Source organism: Pseudomonas sp. LBUM1645, from assembly GCF_059716185.1.
The window spans coordinates 3,563,776-3,589,083 of record NZ_CP166811.1 but is presented as its reverse complement, the minus strand read 5'-3'; the positions used below and the strand labels follow the sequence as shown (position 1 = coordinate 3,589,083).

Genomic DNA, 25,308 nt, shown 5'->3' with positions numbered 1-25,308 from the left:
TGTGCTCAGGCACTGAACAGCTGGCTGATTTGTTCGGACAATGCGGCTACGTCCTTGGCCAACAGCCAGTCCAGCGTCAGGTAAACACCCACGCAGACCAGCGCAATGAGCGCCAGATAGAGCCAAACGGGAACTTCATGGCGCAGCATCTGCGAGACCTGGTCGGGCAATGCCCAATCCGGCGAGAGCGCCTTGGGCGTCTTGCGGTATCGCGCGATGTCCTGGCCCAGGGTGTTGGCCAGATAACGCAATTGGTCTTTTTGGCCGAGGCTGAATTTGCCTTCGAAACCCAGCGCCAGACACAGGTGATAGACCTCAAGCACATCCAGGTTTTGCTTGACGTCACTGCGCAACGAATCGATTTTCTCGAAAAAGCCTTCGCCCGCCAGGTGCACGCCGAAATAGCGGAACTGCAACGGCTGCAGTTCGAAGTGACGACGCAGATCGTTTTCCCCGGAGCGCAATACGCTTTCGTCGAGGAACGCACACAGGGCGTATTGCGTGTCCTTCACCTGTTCAACGCTGTAGTTGGCGTTACGGGCTTCGCGTTCCAGTGTCGAGAAGAAGGCATCGATGCTCGCCTCAAAAGCGGTGACCGAGGTGACTTGACGGCCTTTGCGCACGATCAGCGCCATGCTGATGAAGTCTTGCACCAGGTCTTTCAACACCGGTTTTTCAGTTGCGGCCGCCACGGCGCCTTGCATTACGGCTTCGTTCATTTGAGTACCGCCATCAGTTCAAGCTTGAGATTGGTAAAGGCGCTGGGTGCGTAAAAAGAGATGGCCTGGGCACTCATCATGCGTTCATACACCCGGCCATGCGGCTCGATGGAGAAGTAGTGATTGTCCAGTCGCACCGGAATCGCGTTGGGTAAGCGGGTCGAGTGATTGAGCGTGACGCCGGGCATGGCGCTGTTGACGACGACTTCAATGTCTTCCGGCGAGCCGACCTTGAACGCGCGCGGCACCAGCTCCAGCAGGCTGGAACCGGGCATGTCGGCGTGCACGGAAATATAGAAGTCCGCCTCGGCCAGGCGCGGATCGAGCAACTGTCCCTGCCAGTACGACGGCTTGGTCTGGGTCAGGTTGATCACGACGCACTGGTTAGGCACGACGTTGTCGAGCAGTACGCGAATCATTTCATCGAGCTTGACCAGCGAAGCCGCGGGGTCGTGATGGTCATACTCGGGGATGTCGTTGAGTTGCGTGTCCAGCGAAAACGTCAGCAAGCCGCCCGCGAGTTCCGCCAGAAACAGATACAAGCGCTCGGGGGGCAGGCGCGGGTGGGCGAGCAGGTGCGCCAGGCCCGGGTGCGCGCGGTTCACCGTGTTCAACAGCCAGAACAAGGTCACGTCGCTGGAGCCGAACTCGGCAATCTGGTCCGCGCGTTCGCGACGACGACCCGACAGCGCCTTGCTTTTGGATTGCAGCGCGCCGAGCAATCGCTTGCCCAGACCGGTCAGGGTTTCGTGAGTGCCGACATGCAAGGTCGGGTGCACGAAGTGTGCATCGAGGTTGAAGCCGCCGATGTTGTTGCGCGACAGCCGGGCGATCGGGCAGTGGCTGTAGCCATCCAGGTTATCGCCGTCGATCAGCATCACCACGTTCAGGCGCAGGCTGGTGATTTCGTTCTCGAGGTCGCCTTCGTTGAGGTCCGGCAAGGTGTCGAACTGCTTGCGAAACCGCCGTGCGCTTTTTTGTTCCTGGCCGTCTTCGACGTAATTCATGCCGAACGGCTCAGGCAGTTTCAGCGCGGCGTAGACCTTCAGGTCGTTGCCCTTGAGCAAGTCCTTCAGGTCACGCGCTGCCGGCAGCGGGTCATGCTGCGGCGCGTCGTACAGGCTGCCGTCGGGAAACACCAGTTTCAACCGTTTCAGCTGCAAAGAGCCGGTTGCGAGCGCCTCTTCATCGACCTGCAGCATTTGCACACCCCAATGGAAAGGCGTGTTGCGCAGCGTCGACTCTGCCAGCTGATGCTGGTGGAACTCATCCTGATATTGGAAATGTTGTGGCAAAAGGAACATGCCTTCCGACCACATCACCCGGCTTTGCTTACTCATGAACGCCTTCCAATAGAGAGTTTAATTTTGACTCGGTGGCTTTTTGCGCGGAACTGGTCGCCGTGTCTTCAGCCTGTTGCACGGCCGCGTCCTGCACACGCTGGGTGAGGGTTGGCTTCGCTGGCGGGTCGGGCAGGGCAGAGGCTTGGGCGAGCTGCTCCTGAGTCTTGGGTTTGTTCAAAACATCGACACCGTTCACGGCGGAAACGGTGTTGTTGTCCACCAACACCCGCAGGCCATCGGCGGAAAACCAGATGCCATCCTTGCGCAGCGAGTTGGCGTCAAACGCAACCTTCCAGCGGCTGTTTTCATCCGAGCGGAAAAACGCGGCAACGCCGACGTAGCCCGCGGCCTTGTTCAACGGCCACTTGTCGACTTGCCCCATGCCCGGCAGCAAGGTGATTTCACGGTTTTCGAGCAGCGTATTGCCGAGAGCTTTTTGCGGGTCGTCCCACAGCGTGTCGGCGTCGATCGACGAAAAGCGCTCCAGCGACGTCAGCTGATACACGCGAATCACTACGGACAGCGGTTTGCCGGACTCGTCGGGATTGAGCTGATTGCCGCCATCCGACGTCAGGATGACCTTCTCGTTATCGTCGAACAGCATGTCGCCGGCCCACGTATCGTCGACCCGCTTGCTGACACGGTCGGTGACGCCACAGGCCGTCAACGCCATCATCAATGCCACTGCGATCAGGCATTTTGCCAATGCCGGCTGCGCAGGGCGCTTCCTTGAGTGTCTGTTATCCATGATGGCTACCTTTAAATACTCATTCAGCACAGGCTGTAGGCGAAATCGCCGTCGCTGCCCAACGCGATGTTCAAACTCTGGATCGGCTTGTCCTGCGCCATCCGCTCCAGGACCCGTTGCGCCAGTTCCGGCATCAGGGTTTTCGACAGGATGTTGTCGATGTTGCGGGCGCCGCTGTCGACTTCGGTGCAGCGCGAGGCAATGGCTTTGACCAGTGCTTCGTCGTAGCTCAGGACGGCTTGATGGTTGCGCTCGAAACGCTTGCGGATGCGCTCGAGTTTGAGCGCGACGATGCGCTCCAGAATGGCGTCCTTGACCGGGTAGTACGGGACGATCGTCAGGCGGCCGAGGAACGCCGGTTTGAACACCTGGTTCAACTCGTCGCGCAGGCCTTCGACGATGTCTTCCGGCGTCGGTTGCTGCTCGGCATTCAGGCACCACTGCATGATGCGATCGGTGCCGGTGTTGGAGGTGAGGATGATCACCGTGTTGCGAAAGTTGATCTCCCGGCCTTCACCGTCATCCAGCACACCTTTATCGAACACCTGGAAAAACAGTTCGAGCACGTCCGGGTGGGCTTTTTCCACTTCATCCAGCAGCACCACGCTGTAAGGCTTGCGCCGCACGGCTTCGGTCAGCACGCCGCCTTCGCCATAACCGACGTAACCCGGTGGCGAACCCTTGAGGCTCGATACCGTGTGGGCTTCCTGGTACTCGGACATGTTGATGGTGATCAGGTTACGTTCGCCGCCGTACAGGGTGTCGGCCAGGGCCAGCGCGGTTTCGGTCTTGCCGACACCGCTCGGGCCGAGCAACAGGAACACCCCGATCGGCTTGTTCGGGTCTTCCATGCGTGCGCGGGATACCTTGATGCGCTTGCCGATTTCCTGCAGGGCGTGATCTTGTCCGAGTACCCGTTCGCCCAGCAGCGCGGGCAGGCGCTGGACGGTATCGATTTCGTCACGGAGCATTTTGCCCAACGGGATGCCGGTCCAGCCGGAGATCACTTCGCCAATGGTGCCGCCATCCACCAGGGCATGGACCAGCGGTTGTTCACCCTGGACGCTGGTCAGTTCGGCGCGTACCGCAGCAATCTCCCGTACATCGGGTGCCTGGTTGTCCGGATGGCTGAGCGCGCCGAGTTTTGCCACCAGTTCCAACTCGCGTTGCCACTGTTGCTCCAGGGCATCGCGGGTATGCTGCTGCGCCTGCAACTCGGTGTTCAGGGTCGCCAGGCGCCGGGCATGGTCGCTGCCTTTGGCGGCTTCTTGCTGCAGCACCGTGATTTCAGCCTGAAGGTTGTCGATGGTTCTTTTGCAGTCTTCCAGCGGCCCCGGCTGCGACGATTGGCCGAGGGCAACCCGCGCGCAGGCGGTGTCCAATACGCTGACGGCCTTGTCCGGCAACTGGCGCCCGGTGATGTAGCGGTTGGACAGACGCACGGCTTGCACCAGTGCTTCGTCCATCACCGTGACTTTGTGGTGATCCTGCATCTTGGCCAGCAGGCCGCGAAGCATGTGGATCGCCTTGTCTTCGTCCGGCTCTTCGACCTTCACCACCTGGAAGCGACGTGCCAGGGCGGCATCTTTCTCGAAGTACTTCTTGTACTCGGCCCACGTGGTCGCCGCGATGGTGCGCAATTCGCCTCGGGCCAAGGCTGGCTTGAGCAGGTTGGCTGCGTCGTTTTGCCCGGCCTGGCCACCGGAGCCGATCAGGGTGTGGGCTTCGTCGATGAACAGGATGATCGGGTGCAGGCTGCGCTTGGTTTCTTCGATGACCGACTTGAGGCGGCTTTCAAACTCGCCTTTCACCCCGGCACCGGCCTGGAGCAAGCCCAGGTCCAGGGTGTGGATGGCCACGTCTTTAAGCACCGACGGCACATCACCCTGGATGATGCGCAGCGCCAGGCCTTCAACCACTGCGGTTTTACCCACGCCGGCTTCACCGGTCAGGATCGGGTTGTTCTGGCGGCGGCGGGTGAGGATGTCGACCATCTGTCGAACCTCGAACTCACGTCCCAGCACTGGATCAATCCGGCCTTCGCGCGCACTTTGCGTCAGGTTGATGGTGTATTGATCGAGAGCCGGGGTCTTGCCGTTGCCTTTAACCGTACTGCGCACAGCGACGTCCGCACCCGCCAACGGCTTGGCTTGCTGCGATTCTGCGCTGCCTTCGACCAGCGCACCGAGGTTGACCCGCAGGTCGTCGGCATTGATTTTTTCCAGCTCGGGGGCGGACGCGATCACTACCCGGCGCAGCTCGTTGTCATCCAGCAATGCTTGCAACAGATAACCGGTGCGAATCTGCCCTTGCCCGAACTCGATAGAGGCCAGCACCCAGGCTTGCTCGATCATTCGCGTAATGTGCGGCGACAGTGCAGGCGTGCGGGTGTTGCCTTTTTTGAAGGTCCCCAGCGCGGTCACCAACTGAGCCTGCAGGCGATCCGGCACCACATCGTAGTGACGCAGAATGGCCGGCAGGTCGTTGTCGTTGCTGTCGAGCAACTGCAATAACAGGTGCTCGATCTCGACGTCGTAATGCTGTTCCGACAGGCACAAGGCCGCAGCACTTTCGGTGGCGGTGCGGCTGGTGTCGTTCAGTTTGGCAAACAGGGACTTCAGGTTCACAGGGAGACCCCATCAAAAGGAATGTGGAAGAGGGCGCAACGGGAAGGTTCCACGTCGACGCCGGGGCGTTTGAGCCAGCCTTGCCAGCCCAGTGCAACGTTGCCCTGGCGACCAAGGCGGGCCACGGGGATTGCTTCGGGTTTGAGCCGGGGTGACAACTGGAAGTCCAGTTCGGCGCCGACGTAGAACCGCACTAGCTCCACCAGTTTCTGGTAGTCGACGGTGCCTGGCTGGAAGCGCTGATAGTCGACCAGGTCCAGCGGACCCAGCTCGATGCGCACGCACGATTGGTAATCCCAGACCCGGTTACCGGCGACTGCGCTTTGCCCGAGCACGGCGTTTTTGCGGCCCAATTGCGTGCATTGGCTGGCGTCGAGTTTCAGCCAGCGTCCGGCAAATGGCTTGACCTTGAATGGCAGCGAAAAATAGAAGGACAGCATCACTTCAAGGTTCAGCGAGTTGCGCGGCTTCTGGGCAAACAGGCCGGAGAAATAGCTGAACAATTCGCGCCGCAGTGGTGAGCCTTGCTTGTCGAATTTCTGCTTCTGCGCCTCAGGCCCGAAACCCACCAGGTTTAGCAGGTAGCGATCGAAATCCGAGGTGCCGTTGCGTTCGTATTCGATGTAGAACTTGTATTTCTGCCAGGCCTCGTAGAACAGCGTGGTCATGCGATGCGAGAACATATCGAGGAAGGCGTGGGCCGCATCATCGCGGTGCTGGATATGCCGCTCGATCAACAACTCGGTGTAGGGACGCGGCAACACGCCGGACGGCCCGACCAGTCCCATGAACGTGACTTGCACTTCAGACAGGGGCAAACCTGCCGCGGACACCTTGCCTTCACGCTCAAACTGCAAGTCGCTGACTTCACTCGCAGGGAAGTTCAGCGACAGCTGCGAGCGAAAACGCAAAGGGTCTTCGTGCGGTCGAGTGTCCAGGTCCATGCGCCCGGTTCTGCTGTAATGCAGGCGGAGCAAACGCACCAATTGGAAAAACTCGAATCGGTGCGGCTCAGCCCGTGCCTGAGCGATCAGACCAGGGGTTGATCGCCGGTTCGCGGTGGCCATTGGACGACTCTCTTTTCGCGCTGCAAGGTGCGAAGGGTTAATTGGGTAAAACTGTTCATGGTGCAGTACTGGCCAAAGAAGTGGTCGAGCACCATGCCGAACAAAAACACACCGCTGCCGGTGTATTGGCTTTCATCGAAATTCAGGGTGATGCCGACGCCTCGGACAAAGTTCGGACGCGGATGGCCGATGCGTGCCACCACCGGCTCGCTGCTGACCGAGACAATGCCGTTGATCTGTTTGCGCAGCGCCGACACGTTGCGGTAGTTGTAGAGCGACAGCAGCTCCAGCAGCACTTCGCGCCCCTGGGACACCAGCGACATGTGGTTGAGCGAGAGGTGCGAAATAAGCCGCCAGATCACCCCGTTACCCAGCGGCACGCGCGCGGTTGCGGTGGGTTTGCGCAAGCAGCGGATGTCCTGGATCACCGAGTTGCCGGGGATGTTGAAGTCTCCGCGCTCACCGCCGAACGGCAGCATCAAGGGCAGGTCGCGATTGCTGCAGGTCAGGCGCAGGCTCAAGGTGTCGTTGCTGGAGTTGATCAGCTCCAGTTCGCGATCCACCACCCGGATAAACACGTCCGAGCCATCGCGCTGGCGCGACTGCACCGGACGCCGTCGCGCTATCCAGAAACTTTGACCGGGACCCTGATCGCCACGCGGTTCGAAGAACGGATGACAGGTGCCGACCTGATCGACACCGCCGACTTTTCGCACCCGCCGCACACGATCGATCGACACCACTTCCGCCGAGCCTTGCAGGCGCACATCCGGCGTCACGGCATACTCGTGCTGGGCGTGGGTCAACTTGATCGGCTCTGCCTGTTGGCGGAACAGATTGATGATCGGCGTGCAGTTGAGCTTGAAGTTATTGCGCCCGATGTTCTGCGTCAGGCGCGCCAGGCGGTCACTCAGGTCGTAATCGGAAAAGTAGAAGTTGATCTCGATTTTCTCGAGGTTCTTGCCCGCTAACAGCCGCGCAAAACCCGACAGGTCGAAGAACATGAACTTGTCCGGGAAGGTGAAGTACTCGTGCAGCAAGCGATAACCCAGGAACGAGCGCTCCGAATAATCCACCAAGCCTTCATCGCGACCATAACCGACGGCTTTCAGCGCGTTCGCTGGCAGCGTGATCTCGCGGGTTCGCCCCTCATCCTCGAACGACAACGTAGCCTTGGCCAGGTTGTTGAACAGCAGCTCATAGAGCTGCAGCATCAGGGTGCTTTCGCCGTCGAGGAAAAAACGCAGGCTGTCCAGTTCCATCTTGCCGAACAACACATCGGAGGTCGCCGTCAGGCCGATGCGCAGGCGCGCGACCAAGTCAGCGCTATGACCGTTGAACGCCGAGCGTTCCATTTCAATGAACGACGCTTGATGCACTGCCACCGGCCACAGTTCAACCGGGTAGCAAGTGCGGAATTTGCACACCACGCCATCAATCGGGTTGGCGCTGAGTTCGGTGTGGCGGGCGACGCGGAAGGCTTCGGTGACCTTTTCCTGCTTGCCCAGGTTGAACTCGACGATCGACATCGACGGGGTAGGGCGCAGGTAATGCGGGTACAACACTTCGAGAAACGACTCGACGATTTCCGGCAGCTCATCGTCGAGTTTTTTGTGCACGCGAGCCGACAGGAACGAGAACGCTTCGATCAAGCGCTCGGTATGCGGGTCTTCGCAGTTATCGCCCTCGATGAGCAGCCGCGAAGCAATCTTCGGGTACTGGCTCGCGAACTCCTGCCCTAAAAAGCGCAGGTGCGACAGTTCCTTTTCGTAATAGGGCAGCAGATCGTCGAGCATCAGTTGAGGTTCTGCACTTTGTATTCCTGGGTGTTGACCTGCAGCACCGCGTCGAAGGAAACCTGACGGGTGATGTCCTGCAGGCGCAGTACTGCGTCCACGCGGAAGGTCAGCATGCGTTGGCCGGTTTGTTGGGCGAGCAGTTGGACTTTTACGCTGCGAAACCGTCGATCGCCGACGGTGATCGCTTTCTCCAGTTGTCGTTGAATCAACAGGCGGTCTTGTGGATCAAGCACGCTGCGACTGGTGAAATCCGGCATGCCGTAGTCGAGGATGGTTCCGCTCAAATTGACGAAACCCTCCAGCTCGTTGGCGACCAGGGACTGGCGCGTGTTGACCAGCACCTCCAGGTCGCGAACGATGCTGGCCTTGTAATCGGCCAGCGAACACAAGCGTTGCGATGAGGTTTCCATGGATTGATGCGGATGATCGTCCAGCAATCGATCCAGCAACGATGGCAACAGCTTGTGTTGACTACTCATATTGCCTTCCTGGCAGTGGTGTGGATCAACCGCGAGTCGATTGCGGCAATTCGGCGACCAGGCGCAACGAAGCGGTCAGCTCGTCCAGTTGGTAATGCGGACGCAGGTACGTCACGGCCTTGTACACACCTGGTTTGCCGGGAACCTCGAACACTTCGGCTCGCGCTTCGCGCAACGGGAACTTGGCCTTGGCTTCCTGGCTGGCGGTGTCATCCAGCAGCACATAGCTCGACAGCCACTTGTTGAGGAACATCTCGACGTCCTTGCGGGACGCGAAGCTGCCGATCTTGTCGCGCATGATCGCCTTCATGTAGTGCGCGATGCGCGACGTGGCGAAGATGTATTGCAGCTGCGCGGAAAGCCGGGCGTTGGCGTTGGCGATGTCGGTGTTGTAGTGCTTCTGTTTCTGCGCCGACTGAGTGCCGAAGAACGCGGCGTAGTCGGTGCCTTTGCAGTGCACCAGCGGAATGAAGCCAAGGTCCGACAGCTCTTTTTCACGACGGTCGGTGATGGCGATTTCGGTCGGGCACTTGAGGGCGATTTCGCCGTCATCGGTTTTGAACGTGTGAGTCGGCAGGCCTTCAACCAGACCGCCACCCTCGACACCGCGAATCGCCACGCACCAGCCGTAACGCGAGAACGCGTCGGTGACCCGAGTGCCCAACGCGTAGGCGGCGTTCATCCACAGGTACTTGTTGTGGTCGCGGCCATCGACGCTTTCCACGAAGTTGAATTCTTCAACTGGCGTGGTATCCGGACCGTAAGGCAGGCGACCCAGCACGTGCGGCAGGGTCAGGCCGACATAACGCGAGTCTTCGGAGGCGCGGAACGACTTCCACTTGGCGTATTCGACGGTGTCGAAAATCTTCGCGAGGTCCCGTGGGCCGGACATGTCGGTAAACGAGTCCCAGCCGAACAGCTCAGGCGAGGCCGCCGAGATGAACGGGGCGTGGGCCGCGGCGGCGACATGGGAAATCTCTTCGAGCAGGTACATGTCTTCGGGGCTGCGATTGAACTCGTAATCACCCAGCAACATGCCGAACGGTGCACCACCGAAGGTGCCGTATTCTTCTTCGTAGATCTTTTTGAACAGCGCGCTCTGGTCGAATTCGGAGGCGGACTTGAGGTCGCGCACCAGGTCTTTCTTCGACGCATTGAGCAGGTGAATCTTCAGCGTGGTGCTGGTTTCGGTCTGGTCCACCTGATACTTCAGGCCACGCCACGACGCTTCCAGTTGCTGGAATTCGCGAGCATGCATGATTTCGTTCATCTGCTCGGAGAGCATCGCGTCGATTTCGGCGATGCGCGCATCGAGCACGGCAATCAGGTCCTTGCTCGGCGTCATTTCGCCTTCGAGCACCTGGCTGACCAGTTCGCCGATCAAATCACGTGTGCGGGTGCGCTCAGTCTCGGAGCGCGCCACACGGCTTTGCGAAATGATGCTGTCGAGCAGCGAGGATTGCGGGGCGAAGTTTTCCACTTCAACCAGATCGCCGTCCTGTTGAGTCACGGTTTGCTTATCGTTCATCTTCAGGCTCCTACTCTTTGCTATCGGTGGCTGGAACGGCGGCTTCGCGGCCGAATTCCTTGCCCAGCGTTTTCAACTTTTCGGTGTTCTGCAACACGTCCATGAGCAGCTCTTCGAGCTTGTCGTTGCCGCCCATTTTGTTGCGCAGATCAGCCAGCTTGTTGCGTACTTCCAGCAGCTTGCGCAGCGGCTCGACCTGCTTCACCACGTTCTGCGGCTCGAAGTCTTCGAGGGCGTTGAAGTTGAGCTCGACGCCCAACTGCGTGCCGTTCCTGGCCAGCGTGTTGTCGACCCGATAACTCAGGCGCGGCTTGATGCCCTTGAGCACGCCGTTGAAGTTGTCGCGGTCGATGAAAATGAACTTGCGGTCCTTGAGCTTCGGCAGCGGCTCCAGCGGGTTGCCGGAGAAATCGCCCAGCACACCGACGACAAAGGGCAGCTCTTTCTTTTCCTGAGCGTCACCGATATCCACGTCGTAGGTGATATGGACCCGAGGCGCGCGAACGCGGTCGAGTTTGTGCTGGGTACTTTCCTTCTTCGCCATCGTGATCTCCTGGTGCGAACAAATTCACTGCAAGTCATTTGCGTTCCGGCGCAACGGGTGGCCGGGCGCGTTACATTCCTTCGAGCGTCAGCAGAAGGCGCTGACGGATTTCATCGTTCATTTCAATAATGTTTTCGTGCCCCACCAACTCTTCGAAGCTGGTATTGCCGGCGATCTGGGTGCTGCTGCGGATAACCGATTCGTCCGGCAATTGGGAGCGCACCGGTGAGCCGATGACGCAAAAGGGCAGGTCGCCAAAGTCTTTGAGGCGTTCGAAACTGAGGGGGAAGCGCAGGCCGCCAAACAGTCGACCCAAACCGGGTGACTGGCTCAAGCAGTAGAACAACACCAGGTAGTGCACGACGAAGCGGTATAGCTCGGCGCTGCTGCGATTGGGGTCTTTGATGACTGTGCGAAAGCGCGCCAGGTCGAAAGAGTTGAAACCTACCACCCAGCGCACGGGGCTGGTGATGCGGATGGTCTGGCCGCTTTGCGAGAGCACCTTGTCGTACTCCAGCGGAAACAATTCCGGTGTCGTACCGATCAGGTTGAGAGGCACTTCCAGTTCATTGACCAGCTGAAAGGGCGCTGCCGACCCGATGCGGTCATAGAGTTCCTTGAACTCCTTGAAGTGGTGCTGGGTTTCGCGGCCGCTGCTGCGTTGCGCGCCTTGCAGGTATTCACCGAAAAACGTCTGCGGACGGATCAGCAATGCGAGGGTCGACAGATAGTCCGAAGCCTGCGCCTTGAGCGCATCGGAAATGGCCCGGGTCTGGCTTCGCAATTTGATCAGTGCTTCAACGTCAAACGTCTGAGTCATCGGTATATCGTCCTTGAACTCTTCACGACCGCTTCCCGGAATATCCACGGGAGAACGTGAAGAGCTACGAATTTCTCAATTGAGCACCTGTTCACAAAGTGCGATGGCCGATGTTTCTACATCGAAAATGCACATCGCCAGGAATTTGTAGGAACACGGTGCTGGCATATGGATGTCGAGTGGCCAGCAACGTCGTATATGGCAACATCTCGTACGGAAAAGTTCAGTCAGGAAAGGATTTTTTCTCGTTTTTGATACATGCCGCAATGATGTCCGCTTGCCATTAGACGGTGGATCTGTTTGACAGAGCGGTCTGAAACCCAGCAGGTTCAATGGTTTGAGACGGATTGTGGATCCATTTTTCAAATAAAATTAAATTGAAAAAAGGTGAAGCGGTTCACCAAATACAGGTTTATTTAGCACCAGTGAAAAATGTGAATGGGGGAAAGTGACGATTGTTGCGCAGGGAAGTGATGGCAACGCAGAGTATTTGGAATAAGGAAAGGTTATCTCGTTGATCTGTTTGTAGGACGGCATTGCGGGGTTACATAGGGTTGGGATCGCTGTATAACGCGATCAGCACAATACGTCCCAGGAACTTTCGCGTCGGCTGTGCAAATGCGCAAAGGCCTTCGGGCGTTTGTTAAATGGATTTTGCGCTCGCTAAGGACAGTAGAGCGGCGCATTTATTGGGCCTATGCCTCATGAAAAGTTTAAAACTCATTGCCGTCCTCATTCTCCTCCCGCTTTGCCTTGGTTTGTTTGGCATCTGGGAGCTGCAACGCAGCAGTGAGACCGACATGGAACTCGCCCGGACCAACGCTGACCTTATCGAACTTCGTCCCCAGCTTGAAACGCTGGCCGCGGAACCGGACTCTCGTTCGATCACGGTCAATCTCGACGATGAACTGGTGAGTGTAGAGGTGGCCTTGTTCCGTCTTGCTGAAGCAGAAGATGTGCTGAACACCTTACAACCGCTGAGTGCGGTGATGACCGTTCTGGCCAAAGGTGTCGTCGTCCTTGGTCTGGTGGCCTCGCTGGCTGGTGTAATGGGCCTGCTCTGGCTCAGTTGGGCCGGATCACACGCGAGTCAGTCCCGTGAACAACTGCTGCGCACCTTCACTAAAGTGAGCCGGACTCTGCCTTACCTTCTAGTGGGCCATATCGTCGCCATCGGCGCGGCGGTCGCGGCCATCCTGGGCTTCGAAGCGCTGGGGATTTGGCACGTTGGGAAGATGTCTACCGGTGAATTCAAGCTGATGGGCATCGCCCTGGCAGTGATGCTGGGCTGTCTGTATTCGATCTGGCAGATGGGCAAGCAACTGCGCGTCATGCTGCGCATGTTTGAGTCGACGCCAATGCCTGTGCTCGGCCAGGTGGTCACACCAGAACAAGCGCCGTCGCTGTGGGCTTATGTTCGCGATCTGGCGGATCAACTCGGCGCACTGACACCTGAACACATTGTCCTTGGCATGACCGAAGGCTTCTATGTAACGTCCAGCGACGTCGATCTGCTGCCCTCGGGCACCGCGCTCAAAGGCCGAACCCTGCACATACCGATCATGTACCTGGGGTTGCTCGACACTGCGGAAACCAGCGCGGTGATCGGGCACGAACTGGCGCATTTCGCTGGCGACGACACCGAATACAGCCTGCGCTTCCTGCCGATCTACGACGGCATCGGCCGCAGCCTGGGCCTGATTGCCGGAACCATGCTGGAAAGCGACCTGCTGCAACGCTCGATCTTGCGTCCGGCCTTCATGCTCGGCATGTACTTCATGGAAAGTTTCGATCACGCGGTGAACCACTGGAGCCGCGTACGGGAACTGGCTGCGGACGCTGCAGGCGCAAAGTTGGCCGGAAATATCGCCGCCGCGTCGGCGTTGGTGCGCATCTCTGCCATCGACCCACTGTTGCAGGAGCGCGTGGCTACGCATGTTGGTCATGCGACCCACCCGGCGGAACATGACCTGACCCGCGACCTGCCGACCAGCGTATTGCATGAATTGGCGGTTCTGTCACTGACCTTGCCTGACGAAGAAATGGAAACCCGGCTGCCGCACCCGTCGGACACTCACCTCTCCAATGGCGAGCGCGTGGCGTCGTTGCAGATAACGGTCGAAGAGGCCGTGAGCCGCGGCACCCGACCCATCCTTGCAGCACAAGCCTGCGCCGCAATGGATCAGTATTTTGCCGATCCCCAGGCATTGCGCACCCGCGTTACCGAGGATTTTCTCGGCCACTACGTGACACAAGACGCGGCTGCAGTCGAAGAGTTGCGCACCCATGCCAGTCAAGCCACAGAAGAAGTCCGGCTACACGAAGGTGCACGCTGGCGCGGCTGGATCACTCTTGTTGTCTTCGGCATGCTGATGTTGCTGGGCCTGGGGCTACTGATGTGGCCGCTGCTGTTTCCGGAGGCTGTAGGGAGCAAGAAGGGCTTGATACTGGTGACGGGCGGCGCGCTCGCTTTCCTGATGGCGTGCCTGCTGCCGTTCTCGCTGCGCATGCTCATGCGAGCGGACAAGACCGCGTTACTGCTGACCCCCGATCAATTCGTGTTCGCCAACCTCACGCAGCCGCTGCCGATACAACACGTCGCCGATTTCGGCCTGCGAGTGGGGCAGGGGGTGCATTTGAACCTATTGCTCGAAGACGACGCGCCCCTGCCAGAACTGGCCTCGCGCTCGTTCTTTGCCCCTGATGTGAAGCTCGACAAGAAAAAACGCTGGGTCCAGTTGCAGCTGATGCAGTTCTGTCGTGACGATAAAAAACTCAAGGAGAAGGAGCTGGCGGAACTGATTGGCACCTACCTGAACGCAGGGACGGCGCGGCATTTGTTGCAGCAGCGGTTTGAGCAAGTGAGTTAATGGCGACTCACGCAAACGTCATAGAGTTCTGAAAGCAGCGCATGCAGTTCGTTGTTCTCGTCCAACAAGGGTTTTGCCTGCTCATACAGAACGATGTCGTTGATCGAGCCTGATCCACCGTACAGCGAAACGATTTGAGATAACGCAAACGCGGTGTCGTGGGGCAGGGCAACTCTGCATTCTTCGAGTTTGTCCGCCCATTCAGGGCGGCCGAACTTGCGCAGAAAGTCGGTCGTTTGGACGATGATCGAGGAGATTTTGCTGATGTTTTTCATATTGACAGTCCTTTGCCATTGAACGAACGGCGTTCTATTTTTCAAAAGCAGTAACGCTGACAGTGCCGTTGTGCAAATCGACCAAGTAGCTGAGGCCATTCCAGTTCCCGGCAATCACCGCATCTTTGTCGCAGTAGAGGTTCACGTAGGGCTTGTCGACTTCCGTGCCATGCGGGCTTTCTTCGATTTGCCAGAGCAATTCACCGTGCATCGACAGTGCGAAGACGTTTCTATTGAAAATCACATCGGGCGCAGGCTCTACCAGAATCAAGAGCCTGTTGTTGTGTTGAAGGGCCTCTTTGACGGAGTGAGGCAGGTGGATAGGTTGATCTGCTATCCATAGGGTTCCGTTGTCGATGCGGTGCATCGTTTTCGTCATCACCAGGCATCACTGCGCGAATTCACATAATCATCGAACAGTTGAACCTGTTCTCTCGCGATGGCGGAGCTGTTATGGGAATGAACGTCTTTTCTATATTCGAGAAATTGTGCCGATTCCCGCCCAAATGCAAATAGCGAGATGATGGCTGCGCATTGCATGAGCCAATAGATTTCCCATGAGGAATCTGTTCCTCGCGAATAAGCGAGATCTACTGCTCGATCATGTAGCTCGCGAGCTAATTGGCTTCCCTCATCCGCGAATGTTTTTGACTCTGGTCGTAAGCCGGGTTGCTCTGCTTCGGCGACGAAGGAGCGATAGCGTTGTAGCAATAACGCATTAACAAGTATCAGGTTCGGGCAGGCTGGCGGTGCTAGCAATATAAGAACGTTGGGCTCTCTATTGATTGGAATCCAGGACAGGTTTTTTTCTACTTGGGAAAGTGGTCTACCAGTCTCAATTGAAAGAGTTTCAGATTCTTCCGGTGGTCCAATGGCTGCACTTCTAGGAGCAGCACTTTGCGCGAAGAGTTTTTTCAGGCGGCGTAGTAATTTGACCATAGAATAAACTCGATGAGGTTTTCGATCTTTCCATGGGCGGGCGGTCTCGTGGGCCCTTGCAATCGCCACGTCCACATCATCGTTAAGAGGGCATGTTCGAACAACTTTTCGTCAAGTCTCGGATATGCTCCGACCCTGCAATCAGATAGACCCAATTCTTCAGGCAAACCCCCAGCGATCTGTCCAGTTCTGGATAATGAGAGTTGTGCTATGTTCCCGGACACAGACGTCATGAGCACTAATTTGAGAGTTCATCACTGTCGCGTGAAATATTTGGTGTATGAATGCTTCGCGTCCACGCGGAGCAGTATATTTTTTAACGCTCTCCGGGTAATCTGATTTTCAATCCATTTGCTTTCTGCTCGGCTATGTAATAGACATCCATTAACGCCCGAGCAAGTTCGTAGTCGGTATCTTCAAACTCCTTGGATCCTATTGCGCCAATCGTAAGGTCGTGGAGTCTGGATTGGTCCGGCTCAGAGCCATCGAATACTGACTTTACATAGTTGAGCTGGTCTATTACCAAGGTGTAAACGGGGAATTGAGGGCAGCTGCTACGTCTGTCAATAGCCAGCATAAGAGCTTTATTGATGTATTCAAGTGGTGTAGTTGGCTTCATTATTCACCTGGGCTAATGAGTTTAAAGAGGTTCATCTGATCGGAGGTCATTTGTCTTGCTCCTCCTAATGTTTGAAATGGCTTAGAGGGAACGGACCAGTTGTCCAAAGCGGGCGCTGAGGTGCTTCGTAGTACGGTGATTTTTTCAGTGGTCTGGTAAACGTTCACAATTTTAGGCACGACAGTTTCGGTTTTATAAATCGTCCCCAAGGGGTTGATTCCGAGTTGAGACGGCACCACTTTCGGAGTCAGAGAGTACCATAAACCCTGTCTCCCTCCAGGTACCTGATACTGCCAAAGCTGTTTGCCGGCGTTGATTGTCTCGACTCTGACTGGTTCTGCAAAATTAAGGCCGTTCATGTATGAACGATAATTCTCGCGCTCGTAACCCATTGTTTCGAAGAAGTTCGTCGCTGTTTCCTTGTTCCCTCTTATGAAAATGTCTTTGCCAACGTCTCCAGTTCGGCCAAATTTTTTGTTCAAATAATCGCGGCGGGTTGAGTCTGGTACCGCATCGTTGGTTGGCTTGCTTGTCGCTTGCTTTGCAGGGCTTTCGCGAAGTATCGGCGGTTCCGGCTCGGCCTTCGCCAACGGCGTCGGCTCCTTCACTTGCAACTCGGCTTGAGCCAACAACTTCTGCTCATTTCGCGCCAACCAGCTTGCCAACTGCTTGTTCGATATCTCCGCTTGAAGCTTCGCGCTACGCGTCGCAATGCTTTCCATGCTGCCCACGACACCGGCTTTCACCTGGCCGCGTGTCAGGTAGGTGACGATGGCAGTGAGCAGCAGCAACACCAATTGCTCTTGCCCGCGAGCCAGTTGTCGCGCCGCTCGTTCGATACGTTCCTGCACCAATGCGGCAGAACCACCAGTAGGGTCCAGGCCGGCAGGTTTGACGCCTTCTTCCGAGTGCCAGGCCGTGGCGATACCTTCTTGCAATGTAGATAGGCAGGCGGGTAGGCCTTGGTAAAAATATTCGGCGATGGCAGACAAACCCAGGCCCATAAGAATCAGGTTACCGACTTGTAAACCAATTCCCCCGCCCACTATGGCTCCAGGGCCAGCCCCGACGCCAAATGCGAAGGCACCCGCTGCGCCCCCGACGATGGTGCCGACCGCAACGCTACCGCCCAGAATCATTGAGACTTCTTTGACCAGCTGCAGCAGCACAGGGAGGATCTGCTCGATTTCGATCGAGGCCCACTTGCGCTTGAGGTCCATCTGGATGATCGGGTAGGAGAGCGTCATGGCACGACCCACCGCATCGATCCGGTGCCCGCCCATGTAGCCATAGACTTGACTCGGACCGTTACTGACGCGACGGGTGAAGCCGTTCCAGTTGTCGTGAGCGCTTTGCAAGCCCTCATTGACGCCCTGGTTCAGTTCGCTGAATTTCTGATCGAGATTTCGTTCGACGTCGGCCCAGCTGGGCACATTCGCTAAAAGATCCATTTACACATCACTGTCCTTGGGTGGAAGAAGCTTCCCTGTCGCTACGTTTGAAGTGTCGGATATTCGACTCTAGGCGTGAGCCGAAGTACTGGCCATTAGCCGCAGTCTAGACCGCACTACGGGTAATAAAATTCAATGTGGATCCCATTTTTATTATTCACGTTACACTCGGCAATGATGTCAATGAGGCACTAGTTGCTTTTTAATAGCACCTAATTCCCGTTCCTCGTTGATATACAGGCGTTTCTGCCGTGCTGAATGGGCTCATAAATATTTTTCAAGCTTTCCTGATGGACGAGTTCGCGTCAGGAGATCGCCGTGCAAGGCCGGTTCCGGGTTGACACGGTGCAGGGCGAAGGTGTTTCCTTTGCCGCTTTCGAAGCGCCGTTATGCCGCTGAGACTGTGACCGTTCTCTCAATTTTGCGTGATTAGTGGCACTTTCGCACTGCTCCGCGGTCGCAGTACCAGACTTTGAATCCCGTTTTCAGAAATCTTCTACGGTCTCAAAAGTATGACGGGTAAAAGTTTGTAGGCAGTTTCATACAAAGTTTCAGGTATTTAGGTCCGCAATCTCACAAGGCGGCGGGTTGTTTCCCTGATCCATGATGTTGCAGTCGGGTTTCGACCCTCTTGTCAGATTCGTTATGCGCAGTGGCTGGCGAGGACGGTAGCGTTTCCACTGCTTTCAAGGAGATACACATGTTGATGGACCTTGCCGCAATGCTTTCGCCGCAGAATCGGCGCCTGTTCAAATTCACGAACCTTGCCAATCCCGACCAGCAATTATTGCTTGAGTCCTTCAAGGGAACTGAAGGTCTGTCACGTGCCTACAACTTCGAATTGCTGCTGGTGTGCCAGGATTCGGAGGTTGAGCTCAAGTCGATGATGGGCCAGCACGTGGTGCTGGAGATCGAACTGGCCGAGGCGGGCCCACGGTATCTGTCGGGTTTCCTGACACGCTTCGCCAGTATCGGCAGTGACGGCGGCATGGCCCGCTACACCGCGACGCTGAACCCCTGGTTCTCGATGCTGAAAAACCGTTTCGACACCCGCATCTTCCAGGGCTGCACCGTCGAAGACGTAGTGACTCAGGTGTTCGCCTTATGCACCGCGTTTTCCCGACATGAATTCCGCCTGAGCAAGCCGCTCAAAAAGTACACCTACATCACCCAATACCGCGAAACCGACTTCAACTTCGTCCAGCGCCTGCTGGAAGAAGAGGGGATGTTCTACTACTTCGAGCACACTGCCGAAGGCCACGTCATGATCATCTGCGACGACTCCACCACGCTGGTGCCGTTGCCCGAGCAGCCACAGATTCGCTATCACACCGCTTCGGTCACCGAGACCGCGGACTCCATTACCCAATGGAGCGGCAACCGCCAATTGCAGTCCGGCAAGATCGCTGTCCAGACCTTCGATTACCGCCAGCCAACCAATCGCTTGCCAGTCACCATGAAGAGCCTGAACAAGCAGGGCGATGTCGAAGATTTCGAGATCTACGACTTCCCCGGCCAGTACACCCACGGCACTTACGACGAAGGCGAGGCGCTGGTCCGGTTGCGCGTTGAAGCGCTGGAGCTGAAAGGCAAAAGCTTTCAAGGCGCCAGCAACTGCCGCGCGATGAAACCCGGCTACACCTTCGAACTGCTGCAGCATTACGACCACGATCAAGGCTCACCCGACGATCGCCAGTTCCTGCTGATGAGCGTCGAAAGCGAAGGTCACAACAACTACCTCAACGGGTACCAGGCGAGTTACTACAACACCTTCTCCTGCGTGCGCAAAAAGATCGTGTTCCGCCCTCAACTGACCACACCGCGCCCGACCATTTCCGGCCCGCAAACTGCCATCGTTGTCGGCCCGCCGGGCGAGGAAATCTTCACCGATGAACTCGGCCGCGTGAAAGTGCAGTTCCACTGGGACCGCAAAGGCGAGCACAACGACAAGAGTTCGTGCTGGGTTCGCGTGGCTCAATCGGGCGCCAGCGGCGGCTTCGGCAGCATCCTCATTCCACGTGTCGGCGATGAAGTTGTCGTGGTCTTTCTGGACGGCAACCCCGACCGCCCGCTGATCATGGGCAGCCTCTACAACAGCCAGAACACGCCACCGTGGTCGCTGCCGGCGAACAAGACGCAGAGCGGGTTTTTGACGCGGTCGATGAAGGGCAAAGGTGGCAACGCCAACTTCTTCCGCTTTGAAGACAAGGCCGGTGCCGAGCAAGTGATTGTCCACGCTGAGCGCAACATGGACACCGAAATCGAGGCTGATGAAACCCACAAAGTCGGTGGAAATCGCCAGATTAACGTGGAGGGCAAGCACTCGGAAACGATCAAGCTTGAGACCAGCATTGCTGTTGAAGATGGGTCGTACTACGTCACTGTCGATAAAGGTGAAGTGAAGATCAAGGCAGCGACTTCCATCACTTTGGAAGTGGGCGCCAGTAAGCTGGTCATGAACCAGGATGGGACAATTACGTTGTCCGGCATCGTGGTCGATGTGGAAGGCAAAACCATCATCAACCTGAACAAATAAGCTGACGGAAAAAGGACTGCCGTATGCGAACCAGTATTTACGATCGTATTTCAGAGAAACGGATTCGTGAGGAGCAACGACTCGAAGAAGAACGCTTAAAAGAAGACGCACTCAATGCGCCTCCACCGCCGCCTGAGCGCTTTCATACCAACGAACTGAGTTTTGTCCGCCCGTCCCACCTTAAAGACAAAACATTTCATGTGTTCACCATGACGGATATGGGACCAAGTCCTTTTTCGTTTGTGGTTGGACGTTCGCCAATTGAAGTGGGTGCAGATCTTGAAAGCCTGGCTCAGCAGTTACTGGGTGAGTTGAAGAAATCCTTGTCACACCTCGAATGGATTGAACCTGTCACCCCTGTTCAAGTGGCGGGGCTGGATGCCCGCCGAGTTGAGTTTCGCTGGAGGCAGCAGGGGCAACCTGTTCACCAGTTGCAATTGATATTTATCCATCACGACGAACACCAGCAAGGATTGCTCATGCAAATTACGGGGACCAGTAACAATCCGAAAGGCATGACGATCGAAGAGCGACAAGCCTTTGATTCCTTGATAGAAACACTTGAATTGCGCTACCCGCCTGACATTGAGGCTGACGCTAAAGAGATTGCGCCGGAATGACCCAGGCGGCTGCGCGCTTAGATGATCCGATAGAACACTCCAGCGCATTGGGAGGCCTGCTGACTGGTCTTGCGATTGGCGCAGGTGCCGTGCTGATTGGTATCGCTATCGTAGGGACCGGAGGTTTTGGTGCAATCGCATTAGGTGCCATGGTTGGTGCCGGTGCAGCGACTGGTGCTGGCATCGGTCAATTGCTTGGCAGTTTATCCTTTGCAACTCACAACGCAGGTCAGATCAAAAGCGGTTCAGGAAACGTTTTTATCAACGGGAAAGCCGCAGCAAGGGCCCATGTTGATACGGCGGTTTGCACGCAACATGGCCCGGCGCCCCAGATTTTGGCTCAAGGTAGTGACTCGGTGTACATCAACGGTCAACCTGCCGCGCGCGTTGGAGATAGAACCGTCTGTGACGGTAAGATTAGTGCAGGCTCTAGTAACGTTTTTATTGGCGGTGGGACCGAGACCACGGACGATATTAGTCCGGAAGTGCCAGAGTGGTTAGAAAATGCAGTTTTGATCGTTGGATTAGCAAGTGCGGTGGTTCTCGCCGGGCCTGTAGTTGTGGCGTTTGGGTTTTTGGGCGGGCTTTTCGGTGCGAAAGTTGGTTCGTACGTTGGGGGGGAATTGTTTGGTGAAGGCGGTGATGGCCAAAAAATCTCATCTTTCGTTGGTGGTTTCATCGGTGGAGGTCTTGGCGCGAAACGAGGAATTGCGTTCGATAGAACATATAAGATAACGAGTCAAGGGTTTGGGTCAAATCTTGGGAATGTAAAGGTTGCCGCTAAAACTGCCAACGATCAGCCTTCTACTTGGTCTAAAACGCTTTATAATCGAGGGAAGTTCAGATCAGGCGTACGCGATAAGGTTTGGGAGAACGCCAAGTCTGAGAGCCCGGATGGTATCGTCAGAGATCCGTTGAAGCAAACTCCCATGAATAAAGCTGAGCCTTGGGATATGGGGCACAAGCCTGGATACGAAAATTGGAAGCACGTCAGAAGCGCGGAAGCGCGAGGTATTAGTAGAAAGCAATTTTTAGACGAGTATAATAAGGTGGAGCACTACAGGCCTGAATTGCCCTCTTCTAATCGAAGCCATTTAGGCGAAAATACGCGGGCTGATTACTATTTAGGGGATTGAGATGAAGAGAGTGCCAAGCCTTCAACGTAAAGCCGTTGTAAAGCATGTGTTATCTATTTTTGGTAAAAATTTTGATATTAATAACTACTACAACGACAACAAAACTCTTTCGTTGGAGCTTTTAACTGTCGCGGATGATCTAGACGATGGTTTGATTGCGATGGGGACCGTTGGTTTGTCCGAGACACCTTTATTTAATCCAGATGGTACAGAGTTTCTAACTCGAGTTGAACTTTGTGCTGGTGCACCTGCAGACGAAGAACACTGGCTAAATATCGTTGTTTCGACCGCTTTTTATATTCAGAGAATCGGAAAAGGTGTAATGCCTGGCGATGTGATTGAAAATATCATTGGCGAGTATTTTCCCGAAGTAAATTTGCCCCATATTTATCTGACAGCTCCATTTTTATGGGGGGAGGGAAGCTTTCCAGAACTAATTTTTTCGGAATTGAGGATAAATTGGCTGCAGTGCTTGGCTATATCTGAGTCTGAGAAAAACTTTATATATGAGAATGGTGATGAGGCTTTTGAAGAATTGCTATCTGCCCAGGAAGTCAACATATTTGATAGGGGGAGATCTTCAGTTGTTTAAGTTAATAATTTTGTGATTCCTGTGAAGGTGCTTGTATTAGCTGTTGCGGTTGCACTGTTGTCACTCACTTAAAATACTAATTGGTTTCGGGCTGGTTTTGAAAGTTTTTTGTTTTAATGGGGGCTAATTTTCTTTAAGAATTAGGGGGGTGCCTGTGAAGTTTTCAGGCATTTCAATCTCAAATTATTGTCGCTGTCTCGGATAGAAGGTATCGCGAGCCTGCTGCGCCAAATATCCATATGGAAGAACCTAAATCTAGCAAAAAGCTCGCGTTAAAGTTCGGCGACTTTTCATGTACCGTTTGATAGAAAAGACCCGATCCACTGGGTCGCAAAAAATAAATACAGAATCACCTCAGTACCACGCGGGTCACTGAGACGACTTTTATGGCCGGAAGCGCCAAGGGCAACCTCATCGCCGAAGTCGACGCGTTGGGCAACAAAACCGAATACCTCAACAGCGATGACGGCCTGCCGCACACCCTCATCGACGCCACCCAAAAATCCAAATACCTGTGGTGGAACACCCTGGCCCAGATCGAACGTTTCCAGGATTGCTCGGGCAAAAACACCCATTACCGTTTCGACGAACGCCATCACCTGGTCGCCGTCACCGACGCCCTGAACCAGACCACCACCCTGGAACGCAAACCCGACGGCGAAGTGCTGCGCATCCAGCACCCGGACGGCAGCGCCGAGTCGTTTACCTACAACGCCCTCGGCCAAGTGCTGACGCACACCGACGGCAAAGGCCAGACCACGCGCCTGCTGCGCACCGCCCGCGGCCTGCCGAGCAGCCGCCAGGACGCCAAAGGCCAGCGCATTCGCTACGAATACGACCAGGCCATTCGCCTGACCGCGCTGGTCAACGAGAACAACGCCGCCTACCAGTTTGCCTACGACGCGTCCGATCGCTTGATCGAAGAAAAACGCATCGACAACCTGACCCGTCGGCTCAGCTACAACCTGGGCGGGCACCTGACGCGGGTTGACGAAATCGGCTACTGCGAACGCGCCGAACGCCCACAACGCAGTACCGAATTCGAGCGCGATGCCATTGGCCGCCTGCTGGCCAAACTCAACGCCGACGCCCGCCAGGACTACACCTACGACGACGCAGACCGCTTGCTGACCATCGAGCGTCTGCCCACCGCCCACGGCAAAAAACTCGGCGTCAGCGAAGAGAAACTCGATTTCGCCTACGACCTGCTGGGCCGCCTGATCAAAGAGACCACGCCGCAAGGCGCCTTGTCCTACGACTACGATCCGCTGAGTAACCTGACCACACTGACCCTGCCCACTGGCCAACACCTGAATCACCTGTATTACGGCAGCGGCCACCTGCACCAACTCAACCTCGACGGCCAGCTCATCAGCGACATGGAAAGCATGATATTCATGTCGACGATGCGGTCAATGGAGTATTTTTGCCTAACCGTAATAATGCTGATTCCGCTATGTCAGGAATATTGCATAATGGTAAACATCCAAATTCTTATTTTGAGAGTGTTAACCAACTCACTATTAGTGCAGATAAGGCCGGTGGTAAACCGATGGTCTTGAAAACCATTGATAGAATTCGTAATACATTACTTTCGAGCCCGCGCGATGCGCAGTGGTCCAGATTATTTGGGTGATTTATGAAGATTTATTCGATAACGCAAGATGACAAATACAAAACTTTGATTGATGTGGATCAAGTGGACGGTTTGCAAGACTTCGCTTCAAAGCTAGCGTACGGTGATGCCAGCTTAAAGGCTGATAATAAAAAATATAGCGTTGTGTATAACAGTGATGATAAAAAAAAGTCAGCGCGTTCTGATTTTTATACGTTTTTCAGACCTATCCTAGTGGTCTCGGAAAAAGCATATGAAGAGCTTGGTTTTTTGCAGGTTTTCCCTCGCGTTAAGATATCTGGGCCACGTGAAAATGACGTGACACTATACATTTCCGAGTTACTATTAAATGTTTTTGATTTTGAAAAATCTGATTATGATAAAGGGGAGAATGGTTATGTGGTATATACAGCCGTATTAAAAACTCCCGACAATTACAGGGGCGAAATATTCCGAGTTTCTGAAAGCCCGCAAGTGCTATATGTCAGTCAAGTGTTCAAGGATGCAGTTGAATCAAATGGTCTTAAAGGCCTTATTTTTCGGGAAGTTGAGCGGAGTGGTTGAAGAAGGCGCAATTAACCCCGCTATCTAGGGAGCCAGCAACGCGGCAGGCCCGGTCGGGTGAACGAAATATTAGGTGATGGTGCTGCCTGGACAAAATATGAGAATATTATGAAGGAGTATAAAGGCTTTTCTGATCTGTTGGCTAATGTTGATCACTTACCCAATGTGGGGTGGTTGTTCGTCGATTATACAATAGATAGAGCGTCAAAGCACTCTGTACGCTCCGCAGTTTTTTATGTTGCGGAAGATGATGCGGAAGAGATTTTTTTCGAAAAGTCTAAACGTACATTTGTTGAGTGTCCGACTATGCTAGATATCAAAGCTATCGCTGATAAGCGAGTGATTAAGCCGGATTTAGAAGCGTATTTAGAAGCGGCATTGTACTATCTTGAGAATGATGATTTTAAAGATTAAATG

General features: G+C 55.5%; 23 protein-coding genes and 1 pseudogene. 9 read left to right on the top strand and 15 right to left on the bottom strand.

Annotation, left to right across the window (positions count from 1 at the left end):
• Positions 1–5: 5 nt before the first annotated feature.
• From icmH to ACA079_RS16085, 10 genes are all read right to left on the bottom strand, one after another.
• Entirely contained in the window at positions 6–719 is a 714-nt protein-coding gene (gene icmH, locus ACA079_RS16130; RefSeq protein ID WP_169374122.1) for a type IVB secretion system protein IcmH/DotU, read from the bottom strand.
• Positions 716–2,059: a type VI secretion system baseplate subunit TssK gene (gene tssK / locus ACA079_RS16125; protein WP_497700018.1), complete on the bottom strand. Its 1,344-nt coding sequence runs from the start codon at positions 2,057–2,059 to the stop codon at positions 716–718. The genes icmH and tssK overlap by 4 nt, the downstream gene beginning before the upstream one ends.
• The gene (tssJ, locus tag ACA079_RS16120) at positions 2,052–2,810 is read right to left on the bottom strand and encodes a type VI secretion system lipoprotein TssJ (RefSeq protein ID WP_497700017.1); all 759 of its coding nucleotides are present in this window, start codon (positions 2,808–2,810) and stop codon (positions 2,052–2,054) included. The genes tssK and tssJ overlap by 8 nt, the downstream gene beginning before the upstream one ends.
• A gap of 23 nt (positions 2,811–2,833) precedes the next feature.
• Positions 2,834–5,437: a type VI secretion system ATPase TssH gene (gene tssH, locus ACA079_RS16115; protein ID WP_497700016.1), complete on the bottom strand. Its 2,604-nt coding sequence runs from the start codon at positions 5,435–5,437 to the stop codon at positions 2,834–2,836.
• On the bottom strand, positions 5,434–6,504 hold the full coding sequence (gene tssG / locus ACA079_RS16110; RefSeq protein WP_497700015.1) for a type VI secretion system baseplate subunit TssG: 1,071 nt from the start codon (positions 6,502–6,504) through the stop codon (positions 5,434–5,436). Before tssG ends, tssH begins: the two co-directional genes overlap by 4 nt.
• Positions 6,468–8,300, bottom strand: coding sequence for a type VI secretion system baseplate subunit TssF (gene tssF, locus ACA079_RS16105; RefSeq protein WP_497341710.1), 1,833 nt, complete (start codon positions 8,298–8,300; stop codon positions 6,468–6,470). The genes tssG and tssF overlap by 37 nt, the downstream gene beginning before the upstream one ends.
• Positions 8,300–8,782, bottom strand: coding sequence for a type VI secretion system baseplate subunit TssE (gene tssE / locus ACA079_RS16100; RefSeq protein ID WP_497700014.1), 483 nt, complete (start codon positions 8,780–8,782; stop codon positions 8,300–8,302). Before tssE ends, tssF begins: the two co-directional genes overlap by 1 nt.
• A gap of 25 nt (positions 8,783–8,807) precedes the next feature.
• A complete protein-coding gene (gene tssC / locus ACA079_RS16095) occupies positions 8,808–10,310 on the bottom strand; it encodes a type VI secretion system contractile sheath large subunit (RefSeq protein ID WP_059404744.1) in 1,503 nt (500 codons plus the stop codon).
• Between the two features lie 10 nt (positions 10,311–10,320).
• Complete coding sequence (gene tssB / locus ACA079_RS16090; protein WP_497700013.1) at positions 10,321–10,854, bottom strand: type VI secretion system contractile sheath small subunit; 534 nt, start codon at positions 10,852–10,854, stop codon at positions 10,321–10,323.
• A gap of 70 nt (positions 10,855–10,924) precedes the next feature.
• Positions 10,925–11,674, bottom strand: a complete 750-nt coding sequence (locus tag ACA079_RS16085) for a hypothetical protein (RefSeq protein WP_497700012.1) — start codon at positions 11,672–11,674, stop codon at positions 10,925–10,927.
• 704 nt (positions 11,675–12,378) lie between these two features.
• On the opposite strand from ACA079_RS16085, the gene ACA079_RS16080 reads away from it, so the two are divergent.
• Positions 12,379–14,544 carry a M48 family metallopeptidase gene (locus ACA079_RS16080; protein WP_497700011.1) on the top strand — a complete coding sequence of 722 codons (2,166 nt, stop codon included), beginning with the start codon at positions 12,379–12,381 and terminating at the stop codon, positions 14,542–14,544.
• Here ACA079_RS16080 and ACA079_RS16075 read toward each other — a convergent pair.
• From ACA079_RS16075 to ACA079_RS16055, 5 genes are all read right to left on the bottom strand, one after another.
• Positions 14,541–14,819, bottom strand: a complete 279-nt coding sequence (locus ACA079_RS16075) for a DUF6966 domain-containing protein (RefSeq protein WP_497700010.1) — start codon at positions 14,817–14,819, stop codon at positions 14,541–14,543. The genes ACA079_RS16080 and ACA079_RS16075 overlap by 4 nt on opposite strands.
• 34 nt (positions 14,820–14,853) lie before the next feature.
• Positions 14,854–15,186 carry a DUF7957 family protein gene (locus ACA079_RS16070; protein WP_497700009.1) on the bottom strand — a complete coding sequence of 111 codons (333 nt, stop codon included), beginning with the start codon at positions 15,184–15,186 and terminating at the stop codon, positions 14,854–14,856.
• Positions 15,187–15,197: 11 nt separating this feature from the next.
• Positions 15,198–15,758, bottom strand: a complete 561-nt coding sequence (locus ACA079_RS16065) for a hypothetical protein (protein ID WP_497700008.1) — start codon at positions 15,756–15,758, stop codon at positions 15,198–15,200.
• Between the two features lie 316 nt (positions 15,759–16,074).
• Positions 16,075–16,377 carry an immunity protein Tsi6 family protein gene (locus ACA079_RS16060; RefSeq protein WP_497700007.1) on the bottom strand — a complete coding sequence of 101 codons (303 nt, stop codon included), beginning with the start codon at positions 16,375–16,377 and terminating at the stop codon, positions 16,075–16,077.
• Entirely contained in the window at positions 16,377–17,828 is a 1,452-nt protein-coding gene (locus ACA079_RS16055) for a polymorphic toxin type 46 domain-containing protein (RefSeq protein ID WP_497700006.1), read from the bottom strand. Before ACA079_RS16055 ends, ACA079_RS16060 begins: the two co-directional genes overlap by 1 nt.
• 700 nt (positions 17,829–18,528) lie before the next feature.
• Between ACA079_RS16055 and ACA079_RS16050 the strand changes: the two genes are divergently transcribed.
• The 8 genes and pseudogenes from ACA079_RS16050 (at position 18,529) to ACA079_RS16015 (ending at position 25,305) form a co-directional block, all read left to right on the top strand.
• Positions 18,529–20,364, top strand: coding sequence for a type VI secretion system Vgr family protein (locus ACA079_RS16050; protein WP_497700005.1), 1,836 nt, complete (start codon positions 18,529–18,531; stop codon positions 20,362–20,364).
• 23 nt (positions 20,365–20,387) lie between these two features.
• A complete protein-coding gene (locus ACA079_RS16045) occupies positions 20,388–20,984 on the top strand; it encodes a DcrB-related protein (protein WP_497700004.1) in 597 nt (198 codons plus the stop codon).
• Entirely contained in the window at positions 20,981–22,120 is a 1,140-nt protein-coding gene (locus tag ACA079_RS16040) for a GH-E family nuclease (protein ID WP_497700003.1), read from the top strand. Before ACA079_RS16045 ends, ACA079_RS16040 begins: the two co-directional genes overlap by 4 nt.
• Position 22,121: 1 nt before the next feature.
• Complete coding sequence (locus ACA079_RS16035; protein ID WP_497700002.1) at positions 22,122–22,712, top strand: suppressor of fused domain protein; 591 nt, start codon at positions 22,122–22,124, stop codon at positions 22,710–22,712.
• Between the two features lie 317 nt (positions 22,713–23,029).
• Positions 23,030–24,097: pseudogene (locus tag ACA079_RS16030) on the top strand (type IV secretion protein Rhs); the annotation flags it as partial.
• Positions 24,098–24,138: 41 nt separating this feature from the next.
• Positions 24,139–24,348 carry a hypothetical protein gene (locus ACA079_RS16025; RefSeq protein ID WP_497700001.1) on the top strand — a complete coding sequence of 70 codons (210 nt, stop codon included), beginning with the start codon at positions 24,139–24,141 and terminating at the stop codon, positions 24,346–24,348.
• Positions 24,349–24,351: 3 nt separating this feature from the next.
• Complete coding sequence (locus tag ACA079_RS16020; RefSeq protein ID WP_497700000.1) at positions 24,352–24,891, top strand: hypothetical protein; 540 nt, start codon at positions 24,352–24,354, stop codon at positions 24,889–24,891.
• Between the two features lie 57 nt (positions 24,892–24,948).
• Entirely contained in the window at positions 24,949–25,305 is a 357-nt protein-coding gene (locus ACA079_RS16015) for a hypothetical protein (RefSeq protein WP_497699999.1), read from the top strand.
• The last annotated feature ends 3 nt before the right edge of the window (positions 25,306–25,308 follow it).